This is a genomic window from Rhodopirellula sp. JB055, from assembly GCF_043100905.1.
Classification (GTDB): Bacteria; Planctomycetota; Planctomycetia; order Pirellulales; family Pirellulaceae; genus Rhodopirellula.
Genome location: NZ_JBICHO010000132.1, coordinates 14,944 through 40,154, shown reverse-complemented (window position 1 = coordinate 40,154; position 25,211 = coordinate 14,944). Strand labels below are relative to the sequence as shown.

The 25,211-nt window shown below is 56.0% G+C and carries 19 protein-coding genes and 1 pseudogene; 9 read left to right on the top strand and 11 right to left on the bottom strand.

Features of this window, described 5'->3' with window-relative positions; translation table 11 throughout:
- Positions 1-667 (top strand): annotated as a pseudogene (locus ACF8AM_RS05555) (gfo/Idh/MocA family oxidoreductase); the annotation flags it as partial.
- A gap of 79 nt (positions 668-746) precedes the next feature.
- Here ACF8AM_RS05555 and ACF8AM_RS05550 read toward each other — a convergent pair.
- Positions 747-1,664 carry a hypothetical protein gene (locus tag ACF8AM_RS05550; protein WP_392554674.1) on the bottom strand — a complete coding sequence of 306 codons (918 nt, stop codon included), beginning with the start codon at positions 1,662-1,664 and terminating at the stop codon, positions 747-749.
- 359 nt (positions 1,665-2,023) lie between these two features.
- Here ACF8AM_RS05550 and ACF8AM_RS05545 point away from each other — a divergent pair, with 359 nt between their 5' ends.
- Genes ACF8AM_RS05545 through ACF8AM_RS05535 form a run of 3 tightly spaced genes read left to right on the top strand, consistent with a single transcriptional unit; the run spans position 2,024 to position 4,463 of the window.
- Positions 2,024-2,584 (top strand): Uma2 family endonuclease, encoded by a 561-nt coding sequence (locus ACF8AM_RS05545; protein WP_392554673.1) that lies wholly within the window; start codon positions 2,024-2,026, stop codon positions 2,582-2,584.
- A gap of 31 nt (positions 2,585-2,615) precedes the next feature.
- The gene (locus tag ACF8AM_RS05540) at positions 2,616-2,822 is read left to right on the top strand and encodes a hypothetical protein (RefSeq protein ID WP_392554672.1); all 207 of its coding nucleotides are present in this window, start codon (positions 2,616-2,618) and stop codon (positions 2,820-2,822) included.
- Between the two features lie 54 nt (positions 2,823-2,876).
- Positions 2,877-4,463 carry an IS1182 family transposase gene (locus tag ACF8AM_RS05535; RefSeq protein WP_392554671.1) on the top strand — a complete coding sequence of 529 codons (1,587 nt, stop codon included), beginning with the start codon at positions 2,877-2,879 and terminating at the stop codon, positions 4,461-4,463.
- Positions 4,464-4,811: 348 nt separating this feature from the next.
- Here the strand turns inward: ACF8AM_RS05535 and ACF8AM_RS05530 are convergent, their stop codons facing one another.
- The 3 genes from ACF8AM_RS05530 to ACF8AM_RS05520 all read right to left on the bottom strand — a co-directional run bounded on the left by ACF8AM_RS05530 (position 4,812) and on the right by ACF8AM_RS05520 (position 8,333).
- The gene (locus ACF8AM_RS05530; protein ID WP_392554676.1) at positions 4,812-6,656 is read right to left on the bottom strand and encodes a chloride channel protein; all 1,845 of its coding nucleotides are present in this window, start codon (positions 6,654-6,656) and stop codon (positions 4,812-4,814) included.
- A gap of 193 nt (positions 6,657-6,849) precedes the next feature.
- Positions 6,850-7,806 carry a cytochrome c gene (locus tag ACF8AM_RS05525; protein ID WP_392554670.1) on the bottom strand — a complete coding sequence of 319 codons (957 nt, stop codon included), beginning with the start codon at positions 7,804-7,806 and terminating at the stop codon, positions 6,850-6,852.
- Positions 7,807-7,874: 68 nt separating this feature from the next.
- Complete coding sequence (locus ACF8AM_RS05520; protein ID WP_392554669.1) at positions 7,875-8,333, bottom strand: bis(5'-nucleosyl)-tetraphosphatase; 459 nt, start codon at positions 8,331-8,333, stop codon at positions 7,875-7,877.
- 92 nt (positions 8,334-8,425) lie between these two features.
- On the opposite strand from ACF8AM_RS05520, the gene ACF8AM_RS05515 reads away from it, so the two are divergent.
- The 3 genes from ACF8AM_RS05515 to glnD all read left to right on the top strand — a co-directional run bounded on the left by ACF8AM_RS05515 (position 8,426) and on the right by glnD (position 12,112).
- Positions 8,426-9,016, top strand: coding sequence for a cob(I)yrinic acid a,c-diamide adenosyltransferase (locus tag ACF8AM_RS05515; protein WP_392554668.1), 591 nt, complete (start codon positions 8,426-8,428; stop codon positions 9,014-9,016).
- Positions 9,017-9,112: 96 nt separating this feature from the next.
- Positions 9,113-9,451 (top strand): P-II family nitrogen regulator, encoded by a 339-nt coding sequence (locus ACF8AM_RS05510; RefSeq protein WP_037199718.1) that lies wholly within the window; start codon positions 9,113-9,115, stop codon positions 9,449-9,451.
- 9 nt (positions 9,452-9,460) lie between these two features.
- A complete protein-coding gene (gene glnD / locus ACF8AM_RS05505; protein WP_392554667.1) occupies positions 9,461-12,112 on the top strand; it encodes a [protein-PII] uridylyltransferase in 2,652 nt (883 codons plus the stop codon).
- Positions 12,113-12,153: 41 nt separating this feature from the next.
- Here glnD and ACF8AM_RS05500 read toward each other — a convergent pair whose 3' ends face one another.
- The 6 genes from ACF8AM_RS05500 to ACF8AM_RS05475 form a co-directional block, all read right to left on the bottom strand.
- A complete protein-coding gene (locus ACF8AM_RS05500) occupies positions 12,154-13,104 on the bottom strand; it encodes a sugar phosphate isomerase/epimerase family protein (protein ID WP_392554675.1) in 951 nt (316 codons plus the stop codon).
- A gap of 35 nt (positions 13,105-13,139) precedes the next feature.
- On the bottom strand, positions 13,140-13,925 hold the full coding sequence (locus tag ACF8AM_RS05495) for a class I SAM-dependent methyltransferase (protein ID WP_392554666.1): 786 nt from the start codon (positions 13,923-13,925) through the stop codon (positions 13,140-13,142).
- A gap of 168 nt (positions 13,926-14,093) precedes the next feature.
- Positions 14,094-15,254 carry a ribosome small subunit-dependent GTPase A gene (gene rsgA, locus ACF8AM_RS05490; RefSeq protein WP_392554665.1) on the bottom strand — a complete coding sequence of 387 codons (1,161 nt, stop codon included), beginning with the start codon at positions 15,252-15,254 and terminating at the stop codon, positions 14,094-14,096.
- A gap of 3 nt (positions 15,255-15,257) precedes the next feature.
- On the bottom strand, positions 15,258-17,276 hold the full coding sequence (gene ftsH, locus ACF8AM_RS05485) for an ATP-dependent zinc metalloprotease FtsH (RefSeq protein ID WP_392554664.1): 2,019 nt from the start codon (positions 17,274-17,276) through the stop codon (positions 15,258-15,260).
- 662 nt (positions 17,277-17,938) lie between these two features.
- A complete protein-coding gene (locus ACF8AM_RS05480; protein WP_392554663.1) occupies positions 17,939-19,234 on the bottom strand; it encodes a PQQ-binding-like beta-propeller repeat protein in 1,296 nt (431 codons plus the stop codon).
- A 408-nt stretch (positions 19,235-19,642) separates the two neighbouring features.
- Entirely contained in the window at positions 19,643-20,968 is a 1,326-nt protein-coding gene (locus ACF8AM_RS05475; RefSeq protein ID WP_392554662.1) for a DUF6666 family protein, read from the bottom strand.
- 222 nt (positions 20,969-21,190) lie between these two features.
- Between ACF8AM_RS05475 and ACF8AM_RS05470 the strand changes: the two genes are divergently transcribed.
- Both ACF8AM_RS05470 and ACF8AM_RS05465 read left to right on the top strand, forming a co-directional pair.
- Positions 21,191-22,054: a hypothetical protein gene (locus tag ACF8AM_RS05470; protein ID WP_392554661.1), complete on the top strand. Its 864-nt coding sequence runs from the start codon at positions 21,191-21,193 to the stop codon at positions 22,052-22,054.
- 569 nt (positions 22,055-22,623) lie between these two features.
- A complete protein-coding gene (locus tag ACF8AM_RS05465; protein WP_392554660.1) occupies positions 22,624-23,952 on the top strand; it encodes a hypothetical protein in 1,329 nt (442 codons plus the stop codon).
- A 359-nt stretch (positions 23,953-24,311) separates the two neighbouring features.
- On the opposite strand, the gene ACF8AM_RS05460 is transcribed toward ACF8AM_RS05465, so the two are convergent.
- Positions 24,312-25,193 (bottom strand): class I SAM-dependent methyltransferase, encoded by an 882-nt coding sequence (locus tag ACF8AM_RS05460; RefSeq protein WP_392554659.1) that lies wholly within the window; start codon positions 25,191-25,193, stop codon positions 24,312-24,314.
- Between the last annotated feature and the right edge of the window lie 18 nt (positions 25,194-25,211).

Below are 25,211 nucleotides of genomic sequence, written 5' to 3'. Positions count from 1 at the left end.
ACTCAAACACACGCTGACCGACCCGGCCGCGTTTGGTGACCTAAAACGAATCCAAACGCACTTTTCATTTTGCGGTGATGACTCGTTTGCAGAAGCCAACATTCGCGCCAACGCTGAACTCGAACCGCACGGCGCACTTGGTGACTTGGGCTGGTACTGCATCCGCTTCACACTCTGGGCCGCAGGAGATCGACTGCCCGTTTCTGTCAGCGGTCAATCAACCGTGCGTCTCGACGAAGGGCGAGTGCCCGGTGAATTCCAAGGCGAAATGCGGTTCGATGATGGGCTGACTGCAGGCTTCTTCTGCTCGTTCTTTTCCGTCAACCAACAAACCGCAACGCTCTCTGGCAACCGCGGCTACGTGACGCTGAATGACTTCGTCTTGCCATTCAACGGATCGGAATCGAGCTGGGAAACCCACCAGCACGAACTGTTCATCGACAACTGCCGCTGGAACTTTGGCAAACACACTCGCCAACACGGCGTCACGGAACACGCCAGTGGTGAAGCCGACTCACAAGAAGTCCGCATGTTCCGACACTTTGCCGATGAAGTTCTGCAAGGGCGAATCGAAGCACGCTCATCCGACATCGCGGTCAAGACTCAACAAGTGCTCGACGCACTGCGCCGCAGCGACGCCGACGAAAGCCGCTGGGTCATACTTTAAGCAAGTTGGCAGTCAGGATCGGACATCACCATGCGATTGTTGTGCGCACTGACTCCGACTGAACGCCCCAGCATCCGTTTCAGCTCGGCTTCTCGTAAAACTTGCTGATATCCAGCTCTTGCTTCTGCTCTTGCTCCATCAACTTCAAACGTGATTCCAAACGTTCGATGCGCCGGAGCAATTGCGGGATGGTGTCGCGATCTTCTGTCACTCGAACAGGTCGAGGCACCGGCGGATAACCAAGGTGCCGCTGCATCGCGCCAAACAGATACACCGGGTCTTTGCGACGGTTCGCGAGCGCAATGCGACCTTCTTTTTCGCCAAATAGAAACGGCCCTTTCTCGCTGACGTCTTGGTCAGCTTCCACCAACCGACGGCGATACTCGTCGCTGCTCAAAAACAACAAGTCCGCCAAATCAACCAACCCCACCTGAGCTCGCAACTTCAGCAACCACTGAGACCAAGATTGGTCGTAAATCGGATCCTGACTCATTGCCAATAAACCCGCGTCATACCCCAATCGATTTCGTGAGAGCGCCTCGAACTGGAAGAAGAAAAAGCCGCAGCGACCATGCTGCAAGATCGCTTCTGGTGTGGTCGGCCCGCGCTGGCTCGAGCTTGCCGATACGGCCAGCACAGAATCCGACTCAATCGCTTCCATCTGCTCACTGAATTGAGAACGCAACTTCGCATCGGCCTGCAAGATTTGCAGTGCTAAGTGAATGGTGAATCGCCCAGCCTCTTCTTCCGACTCAGTGACGAGGTAAGTCTGAAAGGGCGAAAAGTAGTGCGACAATCTCTCCATCGCCGGCCCCATCAAACCGGTGTGCCGAAGTTCCGTCAGCATGAACTCGATCGCCATCGGCAACCGAGTGGTCGCAAGCAGCTCGTGCCGTAGCTGCTCCAGCAACTCCTGCATCGGGGTTTGCTCAGCGATGCGTTGTCGTAGCAGATCGAACAAGTACGCTTGTTCAACATATTCAGAGTGCGGCAGCATCAAGAATCTTCAAAGAGAAGCGTGTTTTCGTTTCCAATAGCTTAGCGGATCAGCGGCGAACTCGAATCCGCCCGCCAAAGTGCCGATCCAGCAATGTTCTGTAGAACACCGCCCATGACAGAGACAATGCAATTTACAAATGCCGTGCATCGCAAGGTTGAATTCACCCTCCTGAACGCAGTTGGGGAGGGTCGGAATGCGAGCGTTCAGCGAGAATTCCGGGGAGGGGAGTGCGCACCTTTTCTCATGCCCGGCCCAGTCGCATACGTCTGTCCGGCATCACTCCCGCCTTGGCTTCCTCCTCGACGTTGCAATAGCAGGCAGGGTTTTGTCGGATGTGTGAAAGGAGAACGAGCGAGATGAGTACGGCACTGCAATTGTCACTCGAAGAATACGACCGGATGATTGCTGCGGGAGCATTCGTCGGTATGGACCGACACATCGAATTGATTCGTGGGGAGTTGCGCCAAACGAATCCAGCAGGACCGGTTCACGGGGATTTGATCATGTACTTACTTGATTGGTCTCACGATCAGGCGGATCGCTCCGCATTTCTTGTAACCGATCAGTCTGGCGTGAACATGCCTGAAGTGGGCAGTCGTCCCGAACCAGACGTGTTCTGGATCCATCGCAGACGCTACCGCGACCGACATCCTGGAGTGAGTGATGTTGTTCTCGCGATTGAGGTGGCCGATTCCAGCTTGCAGTATGACTTGGGCGAAAAAGCTGACTTATACGCCGAGGCAGGACTCTCCGAGTACTGGGTCGTCGATGCATCACACCAGCGACTGCACGTGATGCGTGAGCCAACCGGCAAGGCATACAACCATCGCGAAATCTTTCAGATTGGCGATTCAGCCTCTCCGTCGATCCAACCCACCGCGAGGCTGGACCTGCAAGATTTATTTGAAGGTGAGTGAGGGAACGAACCAGCCAACACCGAGACTCCGCATGTTGGAATCTCTCGATATCATCGCAGCCTGCCCGCGCTTCAGGTTCTGCGCGATGAAACCAACCGCACCAAAAAAGCGGAGCGGTGTGAGCCCCAGCACTGGAGTTTTGAAGTCGCGTTTTTCTCAAAACCCGAAGCGTCAGCTTTTTCAAAACCCGAAGCGTCAGCTTTTTCATAACCCGAAGCGTCACGGCGTGTTGATTTAGTCCTGTATCGCGATTTTGATCTTGCGCTATTCTATTGTCCATGGAGCCCCATGGATGACAAACTTTTCTGCCCCGCCGCTTGCTCGCGATCAAATCGTTCTATTTCCCGAACGGCTCGACCAGGTTATCCCGGACGATCACACCGTGCGGATGATCGATGCCATTCTCGGTCGGCTCGATTGGTCCGCTTGGGAACGACTTTACAACGGACACATCGGACAACCGCCGATCCATCCTCGCGTCATCGCCAGCGTGATCCTCTACGGCATCCTGTGCCGGCTACGCTCCTCGCGTTCACTCGAAGAAGCACTCACCGTTCGCAATGACTTTCGTTGGCTTGTCGAAGGACGGACCATCGATTACACGACCATCAGCGAATTTCGTCGAAAGAACACTGACCAGCTCAAAGAGCTCTTCGTCCAGATCGTTTTAGTGGCTCGCGATCTTGGCCATTTGCCACTCGCTTCGCTGGGATTCGATGGCACTCGGATGCGGGCCAATAACCGCAAGACCGGCACGCGAACGCCCGAAGAGCTTCGCAAAGCGAAAGCGGAACTGGAAGCGAAGTTCAAACAGCTCGAAGCCCAAACTGCTGCCGCTGATGAGCAAGACCAAGAGCTTTTGGGTACCGGTAGCAACCATCAGCTCAGCGAAGAACTAGCCGATGTCGATCGTCGTCGCAAGAAAGTCGACGCCGCTCTGGCTGAGATCAAGCGACTCAGCGGCAAAGGCGAGAAGGTGCCCGCCCGCATTCCCATCACCGACCCCGAGTCGCGGTTGACGCCCAACAAGGAAGGTGGCTACGCGCCCAATTACACGCCACACGCGACCGTCGACATCGACAGCGGGATCATCGTTAGCGAAGGCGTGATCGCCGAGGCCAACGAAGACAAAGAAATGATCAAGGCGGCCGAAGATGTCAAAGAGTCCTTCGGCCTGAGCGAAGTTCCCGGCGAAATGCTGGCCGACGGCTTGATGAGCAGCGGTGAGAACTTGGCGCAGTGTGAAGAAGCCGGCATCGATCTCTATTCGCCGATCAAGCTGGGCGGCGGCCCCGATAATCCGGCCGTTCGCGAAGACCCCAGCGTGCCGGTGGCCGAGACCGACATCGAGCGACTGCCGACGACCACGACGAAGAAAAAAGACGGCACGAAGTCGACTAAGTTCAACAAGAACGCTTTCGTCTACGACGCCGAGGCGGACTGTTACTACTGCCCAGCAGGCAAGCAGTTGCCTTACGCGAACAAGACCAGCCAAATCGAAAATGGCCGCAAGCGAATTAAATTTCGCTACAAAGCCGACGCGTCGGACTGTGCGGGTTGCCCGCTGGCGGAACGTTGCTTCAGCGGCAAAACGAAGTCGCGTCAGATCAGCCACGAACAACACGAATCCAAGCGGATCGCTCACGCGAAGAAGATGAGCACTGATTCGGCGCAGAAGAGGTACTCACGCCGTCGTCATCCCAGCGAGCGTCCGTTCGCCATGATCAAGGGACACTTCGGAGCCCGGCGTTTTCTGACGCGTGGGCTGGAACGCGTGAGTAACGAATGGCGTTGGCTGTGTGCGGCTTTCAATCTCCACCGCTTACTTGGACTGATCCGCAGTGGAAGTGACCCGCCGCCGAGGGTCTCGACAGCGTAGTCTTCGATCCCACCCGTTCCCTCTAGCCAGCCGATCCCTCAAAAATTAAATGGGGTCGCGTTGTGTCTGGAGCGAACGGGGGTAAAGGGGGGAACCACCCCCATTCGTCCAAGAAAAAACTAAATCAACACGCCGGTCAGTTTTGAAGTTGCGCGTTTGCGTGAGGCATTGTTTTTTCATAACCCGACGCGTCAGCGAGGCGAAGTCAACATTGTTTTTCCCTCGCTGACGCTTCGGGTTTTGAGAAAAGCACAACTTCAAAAGGTCGACGCACGGCCCCACTCAACCGGGTCTCAAAACGTTTTCACCCACCGATTCGGCGGAAGAGCCACTAAATCAATAGCCTGCTCAGGACTCTTCCGCCGTTTGCTTGTGTTCGACCAAACGTCGGTTGTAGGCCGAGATGGTCTCTTTGCGGCGTAACATCCCAAGCAATTTTCCTGGTTCGTGGACATCCACCACCGGCAACTCTTCCAAGTTCAAGGACGTGAATCGTTTGAGTGCCGTGTTCAAGTCATCCTCCGGTGTGACGCTGACCAACTCGGTGGTCATCACATCGTTGGCCACCGCCAAACGCCAAATGGAATCGTTGTACAGATAAGTGCGTACGTCGTCGTCACTGAAGATTCCCACAATTCGTTTTTGGTCATCCACGACAGGGAAATAGTGCTGCTGATTGTCCGCCAGACAGTGAACGATTTCGTCGAGCGTGGTGGCCTCCGGAATCAGCAAGACCTTGCGATTGGGATCGAACACGTCGCCAACCTTCAGACCTTCGAGCACGTCAACGATGAAGTCACCTCGGTGGGCTTTCGAATCCATTCGTGTGGGGACTTGCCACTGATACAAACGCCAGCGACTGCACATCACAAAACTGAGGGTTGTCACCAGCATGGTGGGCACCAACAATCCAAAGTCCCCCGTGAGTGCACGCACCATGATGATGGTCGAAATAGGGGCTCGCCCAACACCAGCAAAAAATCCCGCCGTGCCAACCACGGCGTAGGCCTCGGGCTGAGTGACCACCCCAGGAAACATGGCTTGAAACCCGAGTCCAATCGCGGCGCCGAGACAGCCACCGATGACCATCGAAGGACCAAACACACCTCCGGAACCACCGGATCCGATCGTCAAAGCGGTGGTCACGATTTTGGCAAACACAATGATCAACAACATGGGAATGCCGAGTTCTGCTGCGTGCGTCACCGCCATTTGCAGGGTGCCGTACCCGGTTCCCAAAACACCCAATGCGTGCATGTTGTTGCCAACCATTCGGAACAGTCCGATTCCCACCAATCCAGCCAGCATCGCGCCGATGGCGGGTTTGACATGCGGCCACAGCGGCAAGTCCAGGAATCGCTGACGTGTTCCAGCAAACAACTTGACATAGATCACCCCGACAATGGTGACCGCGATCGCCAACACCGCATACGCCAACAACTCCAACGGTGATGTCAGGGTGTGATGCAGATCGTTGCCGAACAATGGCAGATACCGATACTCGATCGGCAATGTTTGCGTGAACAGACTATACGCCACGATGGACGCCGTCGCCGAAGGAACGATCACATCGGCTTCCATGTCAGAATCGCTGTACAGGATCTCCGCGGCGAAAACGGCGCCAGCCAACGGGGCCCGAAAAATGGCTCCGACGCCGGCTCCCATCCCAGCCGCCATCAGGATCCGGCGATCTCGCGGGGACAATTTTAAACGGTCAGCCAGAACGGCTCCCAATCCCGCCCCGACCTGCGAAATCGGACCTTCCCGTCCGCCCGATCCACCGGTGCCAAGCGTGATCGCGGACGCAATGGTTTTCACGACAGGAATCCGGGCCCGCATTTTCCCCCGGTGATTGTGAAACGCATCGATGACCGCATCCGCACCAGAGCCTTCTGCTTCGGGAGCGAACCAGTGTACGATCGCCCCGGAAACCAACCCGCCCAGCGTCATGACCAGGACCAACATCCAAGGCGAGAACACCGAGTCAGGAGGCATGACGACCGCCTGTTCGCCGGCAGCTTCCATCGGCGCGTAGCCAGTGAAATGAGCCATCGCGAATCGCACAACCACTCTGCCCAGGCGGTCAAAGACAATCGCCCCCAAGCCGGACAAGACACCCACCATGGATGCCAGCACGATCCACTTTCCAGACGATTGTCCGAAGACTTCTAGAAACTTGCGGATCTTTTTCACAAGGCAGTCGGGGCGTTCGTCTCGCGGGGGAATGGAACTCAGAAAGCGGGCTCGGCGTGATCCCATCAACGACAGTTCCAGACTCACCCCAAGCGGCCGTCATTAAACGGTGCCTCGCCACTTTTTTCCAGGGACTCGTTGAGAAACTTGGTAAATCATTTGCGATCCAAGCCAGCAACAAGGTTGAAACAGATCAGCGATACTGTTCGTGGCAGGCCGCGCAACTTTGTGACACGTCACCGACGGAGGCGCGGACGCCGTCCCAATCTTGTCGCTCGATCGCGCTGACCACACCTCGTGAACTGGTCGTCATCGCTTGACTCAGTTCGGCGTAGTCAGGGTCGTCGTAGTCATCCATGCCCTCTTGGATCAAGACTTCGCCTAACATTGCCAGCAGCTCCGACTCTCGCTTGACCGCATCAAGGTTCTCTTGCGTCGTCGCTGCGTCGCGAGTGTGATCGCCTAGCGTGTCGAGCAGTTCCTCCGCGTATTCCATCAACGGCGAGCGATCGGCGATCATGTGCCACTCGTTGATCTTTTCAGACTTTTGTGTCGCTGTGATGCCAGCACCGCTGACCAGATCCTGCAAATCGGCTTTGCGAAGCTTGGCCTCGTTGTAAACCTGGGTCGATCCCGCCGCGCTGTTGCGAGCCGTTCGCGCCATCACGTCTCGAGCCGTGTGGGCATCGGATTTCCAACGCACGTCCTCTTTATGGTCGGACACGACAGCGAACAACGTCGCCAACACGGTCAAATTCAATCGCGCGTCTTGATAGCCACCACCGTTGAAGGCTCCCGGAGTGGTGATGACAGAGTCGTATCGCAACTTGATTCGTTTGATCTCGTCTTCCAGCGACGGCGGCGAGACCAAACTCGCCCACTCGGAACCACCGCCCGAGCTTTCCTCGGCGGCCGCCTCCGCATGTGCCATCGCTTTCTCGGCTCCCGAGTCGCGAAGATTCGCCAGCGACGGTCGCTCGCCTCGAAACGCGGTTGACGGATCAGCGAAGAAGACTCGCGAAACTTCGTCGGCATCAAACTTGGGCGGACGAGCCCGTTGTTCTTGCGCGTCAGCGTTGGACGCCGCACACGTGCACCACGCGACAACGATCAAGAAATGCGAAAGGCGATGAGAAGCGATGAATCGCATGAAGGCACGTTTGGAAGAGAATGAAATACAGCACAAGCGACGCAACGCAACCGACAACGCGACGGGATTCAGTCCGACCGTTTTGCTGCCAAGTGTTCGGCTACAGCGGCCAGCAACGGATCGATGGTTTGCGTTTGGATCTGGTGCGGTGGTGACCAGGGCCACCAGCGAGACATCTCGTGCTCGGTCAATTCAATTTTAACGACTTGGGGCAAGAACACCAAAAAGTATCGCACGTGCTTTTCGAACGTTTGCCCGCGCCGATTGCGATACGTGACTGGGTAGTGCAGGTCGAAGTGAAAATCCGGATCAAACTCGCAGTCCTTCGCCGCGATGCCGGTCTCTTCTTCGAGTTCCCGTTTGGCGGCCATCAAAAAGTCTTCGCCTTCGTCGCAGTGTCCCTTGGGCAAATCCCAGCGATCAGGATGTTTCATCAGCAAAAAATGCGGCGACGGTTCACGGGTCATCACCAACACGCCGGCTGCACACACTTTCGGAAGTTCCGGATCTTTCTTCTCGCTTGCCATCTTGCTCCAATGCCACACCGGTTCGGGCCCCAAATCGCGAAACCTTTTCGCGACCGCCTTCTCGCTTTCGCACCCTTCTCACTCGACCAATCATGAAAATCTACACTCGCACAGGCGACTCGGGGACCACAGGTTTGTTTGGTGGGCCGAGGGTGGCAAAGGATGACACTCGCATCGAAGCGTATGGGACCGTGGACGAACTGAACGCGGCGTTGGGGCAAGTTCGCTCGGCACTGGAACAATCCACCACCGATTCAACCGATGCAAAAACCGCTCTGAGCGAACTGCACGACTGCATTGTGCAAGTCCAACACGAACTCTTTTCGATTGGGGCCGAACTGGCGTCCCCGCATCCCGACCAGTTTGATTTGCAGGTCATCACGCCCCCCCACATCGAGCGTCTGGAATCCTGGATCGATGCCGCAGAACAACAGTTGCCGCCGCTGAAACAGTTCATTCTGCCGGGAGGATCCGCTTTGGCGTCGCATATTCACCTCTCGCGAGCGGTTTGCCGTCGAGCCGAACGGCGAGTCATCTCGCTCGCGGACGCCGTTCAGGCTGAAACCCCGATCAGCGACTCGGTGATCATTTATTTGAATCGCCTGAGCGACTGGTTATTCGTCGTGTCCCGATTGGTGAACCAAATTCAGGATGTTCCGGACCAAATCTGGGAAAAACCGTGAGAATGCTCGTCTTCGCGTTGCCCGTCTGGTTCAATGTGGTGGCGGGTGTACAATGCCCTTAAATTCTCTGTTCGCATGTTTGTCGGAGCCGCTCCTGTGAAAAAAGTCGAAGCCATTGTTCGTCACTTCAAACTCGAAGACGTCAAGAACGCGTTGACCGAGCAGGGGATTCACGGAATGACCGTCAGCGAAGTTCGCGGATTCGGTCGACAAAAGGGTCACACGGAGATCTATCGCGGCACGGAGTACGCCATTGACTTCGTTCCCAAGGTCAAAATCGAGGTGGTTTGCACCAGCGACAACCTCCAAACGGTGATCGACACCATTCTGCAAACGGCACAGACCGGCCAAATTGGTGACGGCAAAATCTTTGTTACCAACCTCGAAGAGTCGGTCCGAATCCGCACCGGAGAACGTGGCGAGGAAGCACTGTAAGTTTGCTTGATGGCGTCCTCTGGTTCACTCCCTTCGTTGGCTCGGCAATGCCGTGACCGACTGAACGATGGACGCGGTCGTATCGAGTCTCGATTTCGAGCCGGTTTGCCCAGTGTTCAAACGGCGACCGCGCTGACAGATCTCTATGACGATGTCATCGAGAAAATTTGGCAGGCCTCGCTGGAGCGCGCCTCCCAAACCATCAAATCGTCGCAGCTTTCTCAACTGAGCTTGGTGGCGCACGGCGGCTACGGCCGACGTGACCTGTCGCCCTACAGCGATGCCGATCTGATGCTGCTGACGACTCGGCGAAGCGCAGCGGCGGCCGCCCAAGTGGCCAGCACCTTCGTACGTGATGTCACCGACGCCGGTATTGATTGCGGATTCTCCGTTCGCACGCCACGCGAATGCAGCACCTTGGCTTGGGCCGATGCGAAAATCTACACATCCCTCACCGAATCACGATTGTGTTTTGGCAGCGAGCAAACTTTTGATCGGTTCTTCGACCGGTTTCGAGCTGGAGCACGCCGGCGACGCAATTATTTGAATCACCAAGCCTTGATGGCCCGCCGCGAAGAACGACAGAAATGGGGCGAGACAAACTACTTGCTCCGTCCCAACGTCAAGCGTTCTCGCGGTGGGCTGCGTGACATTCAATTGGTTCGCTGGCTCGGTTTCGCAACCTACGGCGCAACCAACCTGGAACAACTGAACAAGCTCAACGCTTTGTCAGACGAGGACTACGGCACGCTGCGTCGCGCTCATGCGTTCATGTTGCGACTGCGTCACGAATTGCACTTTCGCACCGGACGCGCCCAAGATGTCTTGGACCGCCCTACTCAGTTGGATATCGCCGAAGATTGGGGATACCAAGGTCGTTCCGGGGTCTTGCCGGTTGAAGACTTCATGCAGGATTACTTCGACCACACGCGTGGCGTTCGATACGTGGCCGCGTACTTCCACGATGACACTCGCATTCGTTCCCGAGCCGCGGGCGCGTTGGAAAGTGTGATCTCACGCCGAGTGGACGAAAACATCCGGATGGGGCCCACGCACATTTGGGTCAAACCCAGCGCGTTGGAAGCGTTTTCGCGAAGTCTGCCCGATGTGCTACGACTGATCCAGTTGGCCAACGAACATTCCCGCCGAATCGCTCACCCCACTTGGCAAGCGATCCGCAAATCCATGCAGGATCGAGAACCAGCCCCGCCGGACCAACTCGCCGTCGACGCGTTCATGGATTTGCTTCGCAACCCAGGCCGGTTGGCGTCGTTGCTGCGCCGTCTGCATGAACTGCGAATCCTGGATCAACTGATTCCTGCGATGGGGCGTTGTCGTGGGCTGCTGCAGTTCAACGCCTATCACAAATACACGGTCGATGCACACTGCATTCGGGCGGTCGAAGCCGCCACGGATTTGTTGGAGGCGGAAACCTCCATGGGGCGGCGGTACCGACGCCTGAAAGACAAAACACTGCTTCACCTCGCTTTGCTGATTCACGATTTGGGCAAGGGATACGAAGAGGACCACAGTGAAGTCGGCCGCCGAATCGCAGGAGAGGTCGCCGACCTGTTCCACCTGTCCGCCGACGACAAAGACACATTGCAGTGGCTGATTCACAGACACTTGTTGATCAACGAAGTCGCCTTTCGTCATGACCTGAACGACGCGGAAGTCGTCCACAAATTTGCCGCAGAAGTGGGGTCCATCGCTCGCTTGGAATTGTTGCTGATTCACACCGTGGCGGATCTGCAAGCCGTTGGTCCAGACGTCCTCAACGACTGGAAAATGGGACTGATCGAAGACCTCTATCTTCGAGCCCGTCGCTACTTCGAAACAGGAAATCTGCCCGGCGAAAACGAAGCGGAGTTGGATTCCAAAATGGAACAGGCGATGGGAGCACTCTCCGACATGCAGCTCGACCCGTCTTTGATGGAATTTGCCCGCGACATGCCTCTGTCGTTGCTGCGTCAACATTCCACGGATGACCTGATTCACGAAATGCATCAAGTCGGCACCTGGCTGAGCGAACATCCCGGGTGTTTCTGCACCGGTGCAATCGACCCCGCCGCGTCCGCCGTTCGCTACACAATCGTGCTTCGTCTAGGCGAACAACGGGTCGGTGTGTTTGCACGCATCACGGCTGCGTTCAGTGCGTGCGGGCTGTCAATCATGCGAGCCAACGTGGAGACCGTTGGCGAAGATTTGCTCTGGGATCAATTCTGGGTGACCGATCCGGATTTGAATCAACGCAGCCCGGACGCAAGAATTGAAGAGGTCTGCCGAGTCGTGACCCAAGCGCTCGATGATCCTGATTCCATCATGCCGACCCCGCGACGCGTTTGGCAGACACAAGGGGCGAAAGAACCATCCAGCGTACTGCTGTTGCCAACCAAGGTTGTGTTTGACAACGACACGTTTGATCACCAAACGATCCTGTCGATGTTCACTTACGATCGCCCTGGTTTGCTGTCTGATGTTTCAGGCACGTTGTCGCAATTGGACGTCGTGATTCAGTTCGCGAAAATTGACACGCACTTGGATCAAACCGCCGACGTCTTCTACGTGACCAATTTGGATGGTTCACCAATCACAAACCCTGAACGACAGGAATCCATCCGCAACGCGCTGGTAGAAGCCGTTGCCAAACCGCTCAGTTGAATCTGCGGAAACTCAGCTTTCCGCTGCAATCACACTGCCTCTCAGGCCAAGGCCGACTTCAGTTCCGCCAAGTGCTTTGGAAGAGCCTCGAGAACATCGGCGTCTTCGTACTCCATGACCACGTAGCCTTGGTAGCCGGAGTCACGCAAAATCTTCGCAAGGCGTTTGTAGTCGGTCGGTGACTTCTTCCCGGACGAAGACTTGGTGACCGGTTTGACTTGCACATTCACAGCGTACGGAGCGCACCGTTCCAAATCGCCGTATGGGTCGTCGGAAATGAAATTGCCGGTGTCGAGATTGATGCCAACCCATGGTGAATCGACGCGTTCCATGATCTCCAACATCTGGGCGGCACTGAGCTGCCCGTGATTTTCGACGCCCAAGAATACGCCCTTTTGTGCCGCATGTTCCGCACAACGATTGACCGCAGCGACGGCTTCGTCCATTCGAGTCGGTGTCTTGGCCAATTGGGCGGCCGTTCCAGCGAAGAAACGTATGTGGGGAGCCCCCAATGCCGCAGCCAAATCGATCCAACGCATCGCATCGCGGACCTCTTGTTCATACCGCTCGCCTGGACCAACGGTGAAGTTATTGCCAATCGCCGTTCCACTGATGACCACCCCGCGTGTGAACGCCTGGCGTCGCAGTTCCAACAAGGATTCCACGGTGGGGAAGCCATCGGGCCCCGGCGTCATGAAATACCCGGTCAACTCCGCCGCTTCCACCCCCATCGCGACGCAGTAGTCCAAGAAATCGACTTGCGTCAAACCGCCGGACAGATCGCGATTGGAAAACGAAACGTCCTCGGGAATCAATTGAAACTTCTGCTCCTTGCCCTTCATGTAGCGGAAGTAGGGGCGGAGCGAATAGCCAGCGATTCCGATTCGGAATCTCGCTGGACCGCTGCGTTCAATCGGCCCACGAGCGTGAACGGGTGATGAGGAAGCCAGTCCAGAAAACGCAGCAGCGCTCGCCGCGGCGGTGGCCTGCAAGAACGTCCGGCGTTTCAACCGGTCCGCGGTGCCAATCAGGCTTTCCGCTCGGCGATCAGAACTCGAAACAGTGACAGTGGGTTGGACTTCTCGCATCGCGTGACCTGAATGGGCAATTCGTTGAGCAATTCTTCCATGTTCAAATCCGTGCGCCATCCCAAATGCCGAGTCAAACTGCCAGCCGAGTCAACGACTCGAGCAATCAACGGGTTGGGGCTACGGAAATGATTGATGACAAGAATTTTACCACCTGGACGACACACACGCACAAGTTCACGCATCATTCGATCAGGACGTGATACGACGCTGATCGTGTGAAAAGAGGTCACCAAATCGAAACTAGCATCCGGGAACGTCAGCTCTTCGGCGTTCATCGGTTGAACAGACACGTGATCCCAACCACGCTGCTCAATCAGTTCCTCTGCTTCTGCCAGCATGGATTCTGACAGATCGACGCCGGTCACTTTCGCGTGATCCGGATAGGCGTCCAATGACAATCCGGTGCCCACGCCGACTTCCAAAACTTCCGCTCCGGAAGGAATGTTGAGCGAATCAACGTTTTTTACGATACGACGACGCGCAACCGCTGGCCAAAGTGCCTGATAAGCCGGCACGAGGTTGTCGTAGAGTTTACTTTCGTGAGGCTTGGGTTTTGCCCCCCGTTTCTTCTTCGTTGTTCCGCCGTTCATCGTCTCGCTTCGTTCGCGATTGCTTTCGAGTGATGGAGTCGTTTCATCGACCGATTTCGCGAAAGCGGCGCCCGCCTGGGAATTGGTTTCGGATGGCTGATTCAATGATAACTCAGATTCCATTTCGAACATTTCAACCTCGTCCTCAGGTAGTTGACGGCAGGCACAGATTTCCTGGTGAAATCTCGGGTTGCAATCAACAATGAATTTGAATCACCACTGCAGTTTCGCAGATTTTGAACCGCTGTCATGACCGAACCACTCTCCAGAGCCCAAAAGCTCGCGAATTTTGCGCGGCAATTACATGAGCTCTTCTTCCAACAAATGACAGTACGCATCATAGCGTCGGGCATCGATCCGGGCGTCCGCCACTGCGTTTTTCACCGCGCAGTCGTCTTCGGCCAAATGCAGGCAGTCCGGGTAGCGGCAACCGCTGACGTAGGGCCGCAGATCGGGCATTAACCCCGCCACCTCACTGGCACTGATGTCCCACAATTGGAATTGCCGGATCCCAGGGGTGTCGAAAACCGCGCCGCCGTCGGCCAGAGGAATCAATTGTGAGGCCGTTGTGGTGTGTTTTCCCTTGTCGTTGTCAGAACTGACGGCACCGATCGCCAACCCCAGACCGGGCTGGACGGCATTGAGCAGGCTGCTTTTGCCCACCCCACTTTGCCCCGCCAGTGCGGTTTGGCGGTTTTTCAGCAAAGCACGCAGGTATTCAACATTTTGTCCCGTTTCGGCCGACGTGGGCAAAACGCGATAGCCGAGCGCTGAATAGACGCCAATGAGTGGCTGCAACTCAACCAAATCGATCAAGTCCACCTTGTTGATAATCACGATTGGTTCGATCTCACACTGATGCGCCGTCAAGATCATGCGATCGATCAACGCAGGTTTGATCCCCGGTTGTTCCGCACTGGCGATGATCAACATCGCATCGATGTTGGCGACCAAAACGTGCTGCCGTCCGCGACTGGTCCGACTGATCATTCCCGTTCGCGGTTCGACCCGCTCGATCATTCCGTCGGCTTCGGATTTCAATGACACGCCATCGCGGAGTTCCGGCCGAAACCACACGCGGTCACCTGCGACAATCACGTTTCGCTGGCTGGTGCTGAGAGACTTCAACACCTGCCGAACGGCACACGCGTACAGAACGCCGTCGTCTCCCAAGACCTTGCTTTGCAATCCATGCACACTCAGCACTCGGCCTTGCTGCATTTTGTCTTCGTCGACCGATAACTGCACATGCATCCCAGCGGCCGACTCGGGTGACGCATCGGCACCCTGAATGGTGCGTTTGCGAGTCAACTCGCCTTTGCCTGTCAGCCGTTCGGATTGAACAGCGTCGTCTTGCGAATCACCTTCATGAAAATCACGAGTCAAATCACCACGCCGAACACGGCCTTGGTGCTTCTTACGAAAGTTCGCTCGGACATTTCCGCGTCGCTTCTTCGCCAAGGGTCAATCTTCGCGTCGTGCGGAAGTGTTGGGTGATCTCTCAGCGGCACCTTCCGGCGCCATGATCTGTTCGACCTTGCCGTCTTCGTCGCCCAAGCGTTTGTGAATCGATGGTCCGATCAATTCGGTCAACTCAACCTCATTCAGCTCTTCGCGATCCAACAAAGCACGGGTGATCGTTTCCAACTGGCCCCGATGCTCTCGCAGCAATTGCTCCGCCTTCTGGTCCGCTTCCATCAGAATACGCGCCACCTCTTCGTCGATCAGTTCCTGCGTGTGTTCGCTGAACTGACGCTGCTGGTGAATTTCACGGCCCAAAAACGGATCTTCGTCGCTGGTTTTGTAACTGACCGGCCCAATCTTGGGACTCATTCCCCAGTGCGTGACCATCCGGCGAGCGATGCTGGTGGCACGTTCCAAGTCGTTTTCCGCCCCCACACACGTTTCGGTGTAGATGATTTTTTCGGCCGCACGGCCCCCAAGCAAAACGATCAGTTGGTGCTCGAGTTCCTTCTTGCTCATGCTCAAACGATCTTCGTTCGGCACATACTGGGTCACACCCAATGCCCGCCCACGCGGGATGATCGTCACCTTGTGGACAATGTGCGATCCTTCCAAATGCCACGCCGTCAGTGTATGCCCGGCTTCGTGGTAAGCGGTTTTCTCCTTCTCGCTGTCGAGCAAAACCTCTTCGCGTTTCGCTCCCATCAAAATCTTGTCGCGAGCGTAATCGAAATCGCTCATCTCAACGATTTTCTTGTCACCACGAGCGGCCCACAAAGCGGCTTCGTTGACCATGTTGCGAATATCAGCTCCGGTCAATCCAACCGTTCCTGCGGCCAATCGATGCAGGTCCACGTCGTCACCCAGCGGCACATCACGAACGTGAACTTTGAAGATTTCTTCGCGTCCCTTCATCGTCGGACGCCCGACGGTGACATGACGGTCAAAACGACCAGGGCGAAGCAAGGCGGGATCCAAGACGTCCGGACGGTTCGTTGCGGCGATCACGATCACTGCGTGAGCGCCACCGAAACCATCCATCTCGCCGAGAATCTGGTTCAGGGTCTGTTCCCGTTCGTCATGTCCGCCGCCCAAGCCAGCACCACGCTGCCGCCCCACCGCATCGATTTCGTCGATGAAGATGATCGAGGGCGATTGGTCTTTGGCCGTCTTGAACAAATCGCGTACGCGACTGGCACCGACACCCACAAACATCTGGATGAATTCACTGCCGTTGACGCTAAAGAATGGCACGTCGGCCTCACCGGCGACGGCGCGAGCCAACAACGTTTTTCCGGTCCCCGGAGGTCCGTTCAACAGAACTCCCTTGGGTACCTGACCGCCTAGCTTTTGAAACTTCTCAGGCGTCTTTAGGAAGTCCACAATTTCTTGCAGGTCCGCTTTCACGCCTTCCAATCCAGCCACGTCGCTGAACGTGATGATTTTGTCAGTCGCTTCGAACCGTTTCGCGGGGCTCTTGCTGAACCCAGACAAAAACCCACCACCCATCATGTCGTTGCGGGTGCGACGAATCATCATGAAGATGAAGAAGAAGATCGCCAGCGGCAGACCGACCAGGATCAGCAAATTCAAGATCGCAGCCGTGTTGTCCGGCGGCGCGAATTCCCAATCCTTGATGTTTCGTTTCTCGAGGTCCTCCGCCAATTGCACGGCGTAATCCGCACCAGCAGGCCGCGTGAATTTGAACCGTTTCAACAATTCCTTCGGTTTCGCGTCCCCATCACCCGCTTCGCTGGCAGGGAGTTCTGGACGAGTTTTGAATTCGCCTGAAACCTCAATCTCACCGATCCGCACCGACTCGATGTTGTTCTTTTCGAGTTCGCTACGGAAGAAGCTCGCCGAAATCGTCGATGACGGTTCGGGTTGATTGAAAAACAGCATCGCGGCCAAGACCGTGATCACCAAAGCGATGATCATCGGATTTCCACCACGGCGTCCCGTCGAGAGCTCTTCCTTGTTGGATTTGTCCGAAGAGTTCGATTCGGAATCCTTTTTCATACCGTTTTTTCCTCAAAATTCACTGTTCGTTGGCACTGGCGATGGCGAGATGGCTCTCGCCAGTGCAAGGAGTGTACCGCGATGGTGGATTGTTGCCTAACCGGATCCCCAGATCAGATACCAAGCGACCAGTTGCTGCTGCTGGAGCAGGGTGACGAACCCGGTTTTGTGAGCATGGAGGCCGTTTCGCGAAACTGAAGTCTAGCTTTCAAATCACCACATTCGCCCAGACGACCAAAATTCGCAATTCGGATCAAAGGAGATGCGACAGTTGTTCCACCTGTTCTCCGATCCTGTTTCCGAAGGCACAAGCCACTTTGGCAGTCTTTGTGATCTTGTTTGACACTCTGGGATGCGATCGATCGCCCTCCAACCGTTTGGAAAGTGGATGGAATGATGCCGCTCCGCTGCTCGGATCCTGCGTCCGAATCGCCCAACCGGTCACGCTCAGAGGTTCGCAATTCGAACATCCAAACGCAGTCCCGCTTCTGCACATAGGCCGGAGAAATACGCCGGTCCCAAGCATTTCGTTCGATCATTGCAATTCATCTCCACCGGCGCCCAGTCTGTTCAGGGACGGGGGAAACCTGTTCGGGGACGGTGGAATTCGGATTGCGATGAATGCTCCGGCGGACCGGATCGTTCTGAACCAACGGGCCCGATCAGCGAGTCACTCTGTAAAGATGACTCTTCGTTCGCAGCAACAACCCACCGCGAAACGGTATAGGACTGGCAACCGTGAACTGCTGGTCGTCGTCGACCTCGTTGGTGTGCAACAAAACTGGCTCGGAATCGCCCCCAATGTGCTCCACGACCGAGGTCGCCCCGGATTCGTCGGTGATGTAAAGACGGTCGTCCACGATCAGCGGCGAACTGCTGTAACTGGCGCGTGTTCTCGCCAAGGAAGTTTCCCACAACGTTTCGCCTGTTTTCGCCGACAGAGCGTACACCGTTCCCCGATCGCGTTTCCCATCGGACATCACATACACCACGCCGTCACGAGCCGCTGGCGTTGGAACATCCGACCCGACGTCGTCTCGCTTCCAAAGGATCGCATCCTTTGCCGCATCCGCGTCGTCGCCAGCAGCGACCAACTTCACCATGTCGACTCCGGTCAAGGTTGCTCCACGTGAGTAAGGGCACACGATGATGTTGCCGGTGACCACGGGTGATGCAATCGAACGAAAGAACTTTTCCTGATCCGGGTTGAATCCACCGAGCGTTCCCAATCGCTCGCCGGTCTTCGCATCAGTCAGCGTCAAATGGTCGGCCCCCAACACTGCCACGACTGGCTTTCCGTTGACCTCGGTAGCCAACGGGGTGGAGTAGCTCTGAGCAGCTTCTTCAGGAGCAGGCAGCATCCGATCGTCTTTCCAAACCATCTCGCCGGACTCGACATCAAACGCGACGATGTAACTGGGCCCGGTCTGCATGACAGCCACGACGACCAAGTTGTCAACGATCATCGGTGAAGAACCGAGGTCCCACCAAAGCGTGTCCTCCCCGAAACGTTCTTGCAGGTTGATGTGCCAAATGGATTTGCCGTCCAAATCGCAACACGCCAGATCACCGCTGCGGAAATATGCGACCACATGCTTGCCATCCGTCACTGGAGACGGGTTGCTTCCGCTGCCTTTGCGATGCTTGTTCCCGCGGTCTTCGCCGAGTGGAGTTTGGAAAGCGACCTCCAACGAATCAATGTCGATGCCCAACAGATGATTTTTGCCGTCGATGCCGCTCGTCAAAAACGCTCGATCGCCAACCACAACGGGCGTGCTGGCACCGCTTCCCGGCACCTTGCATTTGGATGAATCGGATTCTGACCATTGAACGGGATATTCACCTTCGGGTGCGATTCCCTGTTGTGATTCACCTCGCCACTGCGACCAAATGACTTGTTCGGATCCCTTTGAATCAGCCGAAACGGATTCAGCCGCGTCAACAGAAACCGCGGTCATGGACATGCTTCCAAGACACAACGTCAAAGCGGCCAGGCGAGTGCTCAAGAGCGATGCCGGAGAACAGAACTGGGACATCAAACGGTCTCCACAAAGAGAGGCGGAAGGAGGCGGGGTGGGAAACCGCCATTGTGAAGCACCCAGCGTGCAAATGAAACCACGCAGGAAGGCTGTCACTCACTGGCAAAGCACAATTCCCAACCAACACGCCGGTCCCAACCCAACCAACCGGAAAATTGCTGCTTGCGTTTCCGATCCCGCAACCATCCGGATCTCAAAACGCATCAACGGAATTTCAAGGATTGCAGGGTGACTGGCATGTTCACAGCGAATGCCAGGCATGATTTGCCGCGACGTAGTTTGGGCATCCTTGCCCCAAACGATCTCAGCATCGAACCGTTCTTTTGATCAACGGCGGAAGAGGAAGAATGATCCGTTGTCGGCGACGTTGAACAGTGGGTTGCGATATCGCTGCTTCGGTCCCGTCACACCAGGTCGGAACGCGAATCCGAGCGACAGGTTCCAACCTTCCGCTTCGTTGGCATCCAGTGCGGTGTCGTCACCAGGGCTGAAGTAAGCCGAACCGACCAACAACGACCAATTGGTTTGCAATGGGATTTCCATTTCGCTGCCCCAGATGAAGTGCTCTTCGCTGGTCCCGCCCAAGAATGCTGTCAGGTGCCCGGTGGTTCCCAACGCTCGACGGTAAAACGCGCGGTACTGATCGACTGGTTCGATCGTTTCTGAACTGGTGAACCCGCCGGCTTCCGTGGTCACCGTTTGATCCGTCATGCCGGCCATGAACTGGAATCCAAACTCATGACAAGCGGATACTTTCCAACTCAACTCGCCACGAAGCTGCAGCAAATCGCTTTGGTAGTACCAATCTTGGTTCATGTAATCGAGCACCAAACCGTATTGCAAACCGTAGTCGACACGGCGAAAGAAACCGCCGGTCACGAAAACTTGGTGCATGCGGCCGCTTGTGAATTCAGTGCCTTCCAAATTGGTTTGTGTTGCACGCACACCAAGCTGAGCAGAAAGATACCGCCCCAACCAAATGCGAAGGTCGCGGCCTTCGTTGAAAACGTGAAAGTATCCGAAACAGCCACAGCCACCACCAGGTTGGCCGGCGGCATCGAGCGCGGGGTAGTTCATGGGCGACTGGAACGCTTGCGATCCAGCGAAGAAAGAGAAGCGGCTCCAATCGACTCGCAAGATCGGCAGGAACAATGGGAAGCAATCGATCTCCGCTCCGCCGCACATTCCATCGCACCCACCGTCGCAGAATCCGCTGTCGCAACCGGACATCAACTGCCCACTGCACGCATCGCAACTGCAAACGCCGTATTCTTCGAGTCCGCAGCCAACCTCGAGTCCGCAACTGGCTTCCATTCCGCAACCAGGACCGCCCAAGACGCCTCCTGACGAACAGGAGTCACAATTGCATCCCCCGTCCAAATACCCGACTTGTTTGACGGAAGAAGCTGCGGATCGCGAAACCAACGATGGCTGGCGACTGGCGACCGTCTGGTTTCGCTGCGCCGTTTGGCGGCTGCTTTGTGGCGACCACCCCGAACGACTCGACGGCTGAACCGAGGCGGTGTTTCCCTGTGAAACGGCCCGGCTTCGAATCAACTGATCCGCTGCGTTCGCGCAAGACAACGTCAAAGACGAAGCCGTGAAAACGAAACACGCAATCAGGCACAACAATCGACGGGGAATGGTTATCATGAGACGTCATTGCCGGAATAGGAACATGGAACTTTCTTCTTATCGGACGTCATAACCCACCTCATGAATAAATCTTGCCTGACCGGAATTTTCGGTTCTTTCTTCCCAAACACCCTCCAACGCTCGCTGGGAAGTTTCACGCGGATCGCGAACCGGCACGGCAAAAGCTTGCCAATAGTTGTGTTTGCGGTTTCTCTGTCAGCACCCTGCCTGCATCCCCACTTGGCCAACGCTCAAGATTCAACCGACCAAGAAACCGCCGCGACCTACCCGGACGATTTCTGGACGGAAGCGGAAAGCCCCGTTTATCCTCGCGGTGCGGTGATGTCAGAGGACAAACTGTTTGTCGTCGATTCCGATGCACCAGGAGTCTGGACGGTGCCATGGCCGGCAAACAAAGCGGCGAAACCAGAACGCTATGTCACCGGTTCTCGATACCTTCGCAAAACGATGAGCCGGCCGTTCAGTGCCACGCCGCACCCAGAAGGTGGTGTGCTGGTCGGCGATTCGGCAACTCGCGAGATCTACCACGTCACGCCCAATGCGGACGCTCCCGGCGGTCAAGATGCAAAACCGCTCAACGGCGGATTCCTGGGAATCCCCATGGCACTGGCGGTTTCACCTGACGGCAAAACCATTTACGTCGGAGACGCGGAACGGCGAGCCACGTTCGCGTTGCCCATCGAAGGTGGCGAGCCCGAATTGGTCGTTCGCGTGAACGCTCGCGGTTTGGTCTTTGACGAACAAGGCACTTTGTATGCCGTCACGCCGGATGCGGAAGCGGTCATCAAAATCAACGTTGCCGAGAAAACCAGCGAGCCCGTGGTCACCGATCGACCGTACGGTTTTCCAGGCGGGATCGCTTGGCACGACGGCACCGGTTTCGTCTCCGACGTCTACGGGAAATGCATTTGGCAATTCACCGCCGATGGCAAAACCGAAAAATGGTTTGAAGAAGACCTGCTGCTCGGCCCGGTCGGACTGAGCGCCACCGCCGATGCCGTGATCGTTTCCGATCCGAAAGCCAAACAGGTTTACCGGATCGATCGGGAATCGAAAGAAGTCACCAAGCTATTCGCAGACTGATTCGGCAGCAGCACGGATGGTCGATGGAGTCGTCAACCGCATTTCTATTCATCCGGGATAGGCACTCTTGTCCGTTGAGGTCGTGCTGTCCAAAGGGACGGTGAAACAAAACGGCAGGAGCGCACAGCGGGCGGGGTCGGACGGCGAGCGTTCAGCGAGATTGCCGTGGCAGACAAGCTGGTCTATGGGTGGCACGGATGGCACAGTCATTGACGACTGGTTTGGTGTCAGCACATAAGATGCGTATCTGCAGGTCGGCTATTTCGTTTGCAATTGCCAATGCGGGGCACTTTGTGTCAATCACGCGAGTCGAGGCAACTTCACATTTGGCCAAACAGTTGCCGGATTCTTGACGTCGCCCGGGTTGCCGTTTGTTGACATCCTCAGCGACCAACGCATCGCAGGGTCCATTCCCTACCGCGGCCCGAGATCTTAAACTGTATTGACTTCCACCCAGCATAGTTCCACTCGCGCTTCGTGACGATGCGTTCAGTATCAGTTGCCCATCGTCAATCCCGCAGGAAATCGGGCCCCGAAAGCTCTACTTTACTCACAGAGGTTCAAGCCACATGGTTGCTTCGACATCCGTTCTCGCAGACAAACTCCACGAATACCCACAGCAAGACGTTATTGACGGAACCGACGGAGCAGCCGATGCGGTGTTGGACGATTGCCTGAATCAGAATGACGGAGTGTTGCAACTGCTGCACCGCTACGCTGGTCGGACTTTTTGCACCCCTGGCAAGCGGCTTCGTCTGGACGACCAATCGTATTACCCCGACTACATGAACGGTACGGGCCTGGATGAGCTGTGGATGTGCTGCACGGTGCCGATCGTGACCGGCGTGATTGACACGCGAACCAACAAGGCCCCGTTTCGCGAGGGCGAGTCGCACGTTCTGACTCCTAATGGACAAACGATCTCGCTACAAGATTTGATCACCGCGAACGCAGAAGCCATCATGGGCGAAAAGGTGACTGCGTTTGCAAAGTCTTTGTACGGCGATCCCACCTGGCCGATCGTGTCGAAGAAGTTTGACAATTTGAATCCCATCCCCCACCACCTGCATTGGTCGAAGTGGGAGTGTTACGACATCAATTCTTTCGACAATCCTGGCGTCAGTCCTTCGCACTATCACACCACCGCGATGGGCCTGTACCCGTTCGTGACCAAGGATGATTTTCTCGCCTGTATGAAGAGCTGGGGACAGGGCGAGTACAACGGTGTTCGACATTTGTCGCCACACGTGATGATGCATATCGATAACGGCTTTGTGATGCCCAACGGCGTACTGCATTCGCCGACGGACCTTTGCACTCACGAGTTACATGTCACGATGGACGAGCACTTCTTGGCAGAAGACTTGACGCTGGACGGACGCATCGGGGCGGCCGATGCATTTTACGCGTGCCGTGAAGAAGACTATCCCAAAGACAAACACGAAGACTGGGAGTACTTGGTCGAGAAGTTCGACTTTGCCGCGAACCAAGACCCGGACTTCGTTCTAAAGAACAAGCGACCTGCGATCACCGCCGAGGAGTTCGCGGCAGACGGCATCGACGCGAAGTGGATTATCTACGGTGATTTCTTAGGCGATCAGAAGTGTTCGATCCTGCGAATGACATTGCAGCCGGGTGCGAAGACTCAGTTCTGTCCTGAGTGCCCGACGCTGTTCCACACCAACGGCGGCAGTGGCCGAGTCGGCAAGTTGGAAATCCGCTATCACCAAAATATGAAATTGGGTGAACTCTATCCCGAGATCGGGTTCATTACTCAATCCGCACTTTCCAACGGCGGTGTTGAAATCGTCAACACGGGATCTGAACCACTGGTGCTGACGTTTGATTTCCCGCAAAACGCACACTCCAAGACACCAGGAATGACGCCTAAGAGTTAGTCTCTGTGCGTTACACGAAGCCCGTCGCCCCCGCCCGCTTTTCGCGAAGCGGGGCGACCCAAACAGGGAAAGCCCTTCCGCCGGACGCGTTGTCTTCCGCCGGAACCCAATAAGAGCAGCCCTGCGGTTGTGAATGTCGATAGAGAAGTTTGCTGGTTGAAGATCGTCGTTTGTTTGCTTCAACAGGTTACGGTCCCATCATCGTTTAACGACAAACCGGAAGGCGACCTCGTCTACCTGAGTCGCAGCACCGTCGCCTGCCGACTTGTCGCTATACGAGAACGTTCCGGAAATCACGACCAAACGGTGAACAGTGGCGTTTAAGAATCGGGCAACCGCTTTCGCATACGACCCGGAATCTAATCTTTCGCGAACGGTTCGGGTTCGATTTCCGGCAGGGGGCTGTCATCGCGGGCGAAGAACATCAGGTGCTGCCACGGCAAAGCGTTGTATTCCCGAACAAGATTTAGGTCCGACGCTTTGTATTCTCGCATGATTTGCGATTTTGACATCTTGTGCAGCGGTTTGATTGGCACCGCGGGATCCTCGGCTCGGTATTCCAGCAGAGCAATCACACCGTCAGGTTTGAGCGATTGGCGAATCGCCCATAGCATCGATTCCGGATGGGAAAACTCGTGGTACACATCAACCAAAAGAACCAAGTCGACTTTACCAACTGGCAGCTTAGGATCGTCAATCGCACCGAGAATGGGCTGGATATTGTCTAACTTTGCTCGAGCAGCGTTCCGCTGGAGCATCTGCAACATCTCTCGTTGAATGTCGACCGCCAACACCTGACCATCAAGTGATTCAACGTCTTCGTCCACATCCTCCGGGTCGCGGGCTTCTGCCTCCAAAGCATCCTGGCCAGATTCTTCCGGCTGCTTCTTGGCCGCGACCGCGCGAGCCATAGGGAGAGTCCAGTATCCGTTGCCGCACCCCAGGTCAACGACGGTCATGCCGGGTTTCAACCCCAAGCGGTCAAAGGATTCGCCGGCCTTTTCTTCATCGTCTCGTTCTGGACGAACCAACCAAGCAGCACCGCGGTGCGACATCGGTTGAGCAACGATCCGGCCCATGTAAGTCCGCCGAGCCTGTTCCTTCGGCCGCGGTTTTTCGTTTTGCCGAGTCGCGGTTTCGGTCGCCTCCGCCACGATCAAGTCATCGGCGAAACCTCGCCCGCCGGTGACCGTTTCCAAACCGACCACTGTCCAAAGGGCGAGCAAAAGAAAAGAACGCATGATGCTTTTTCGCGGGGT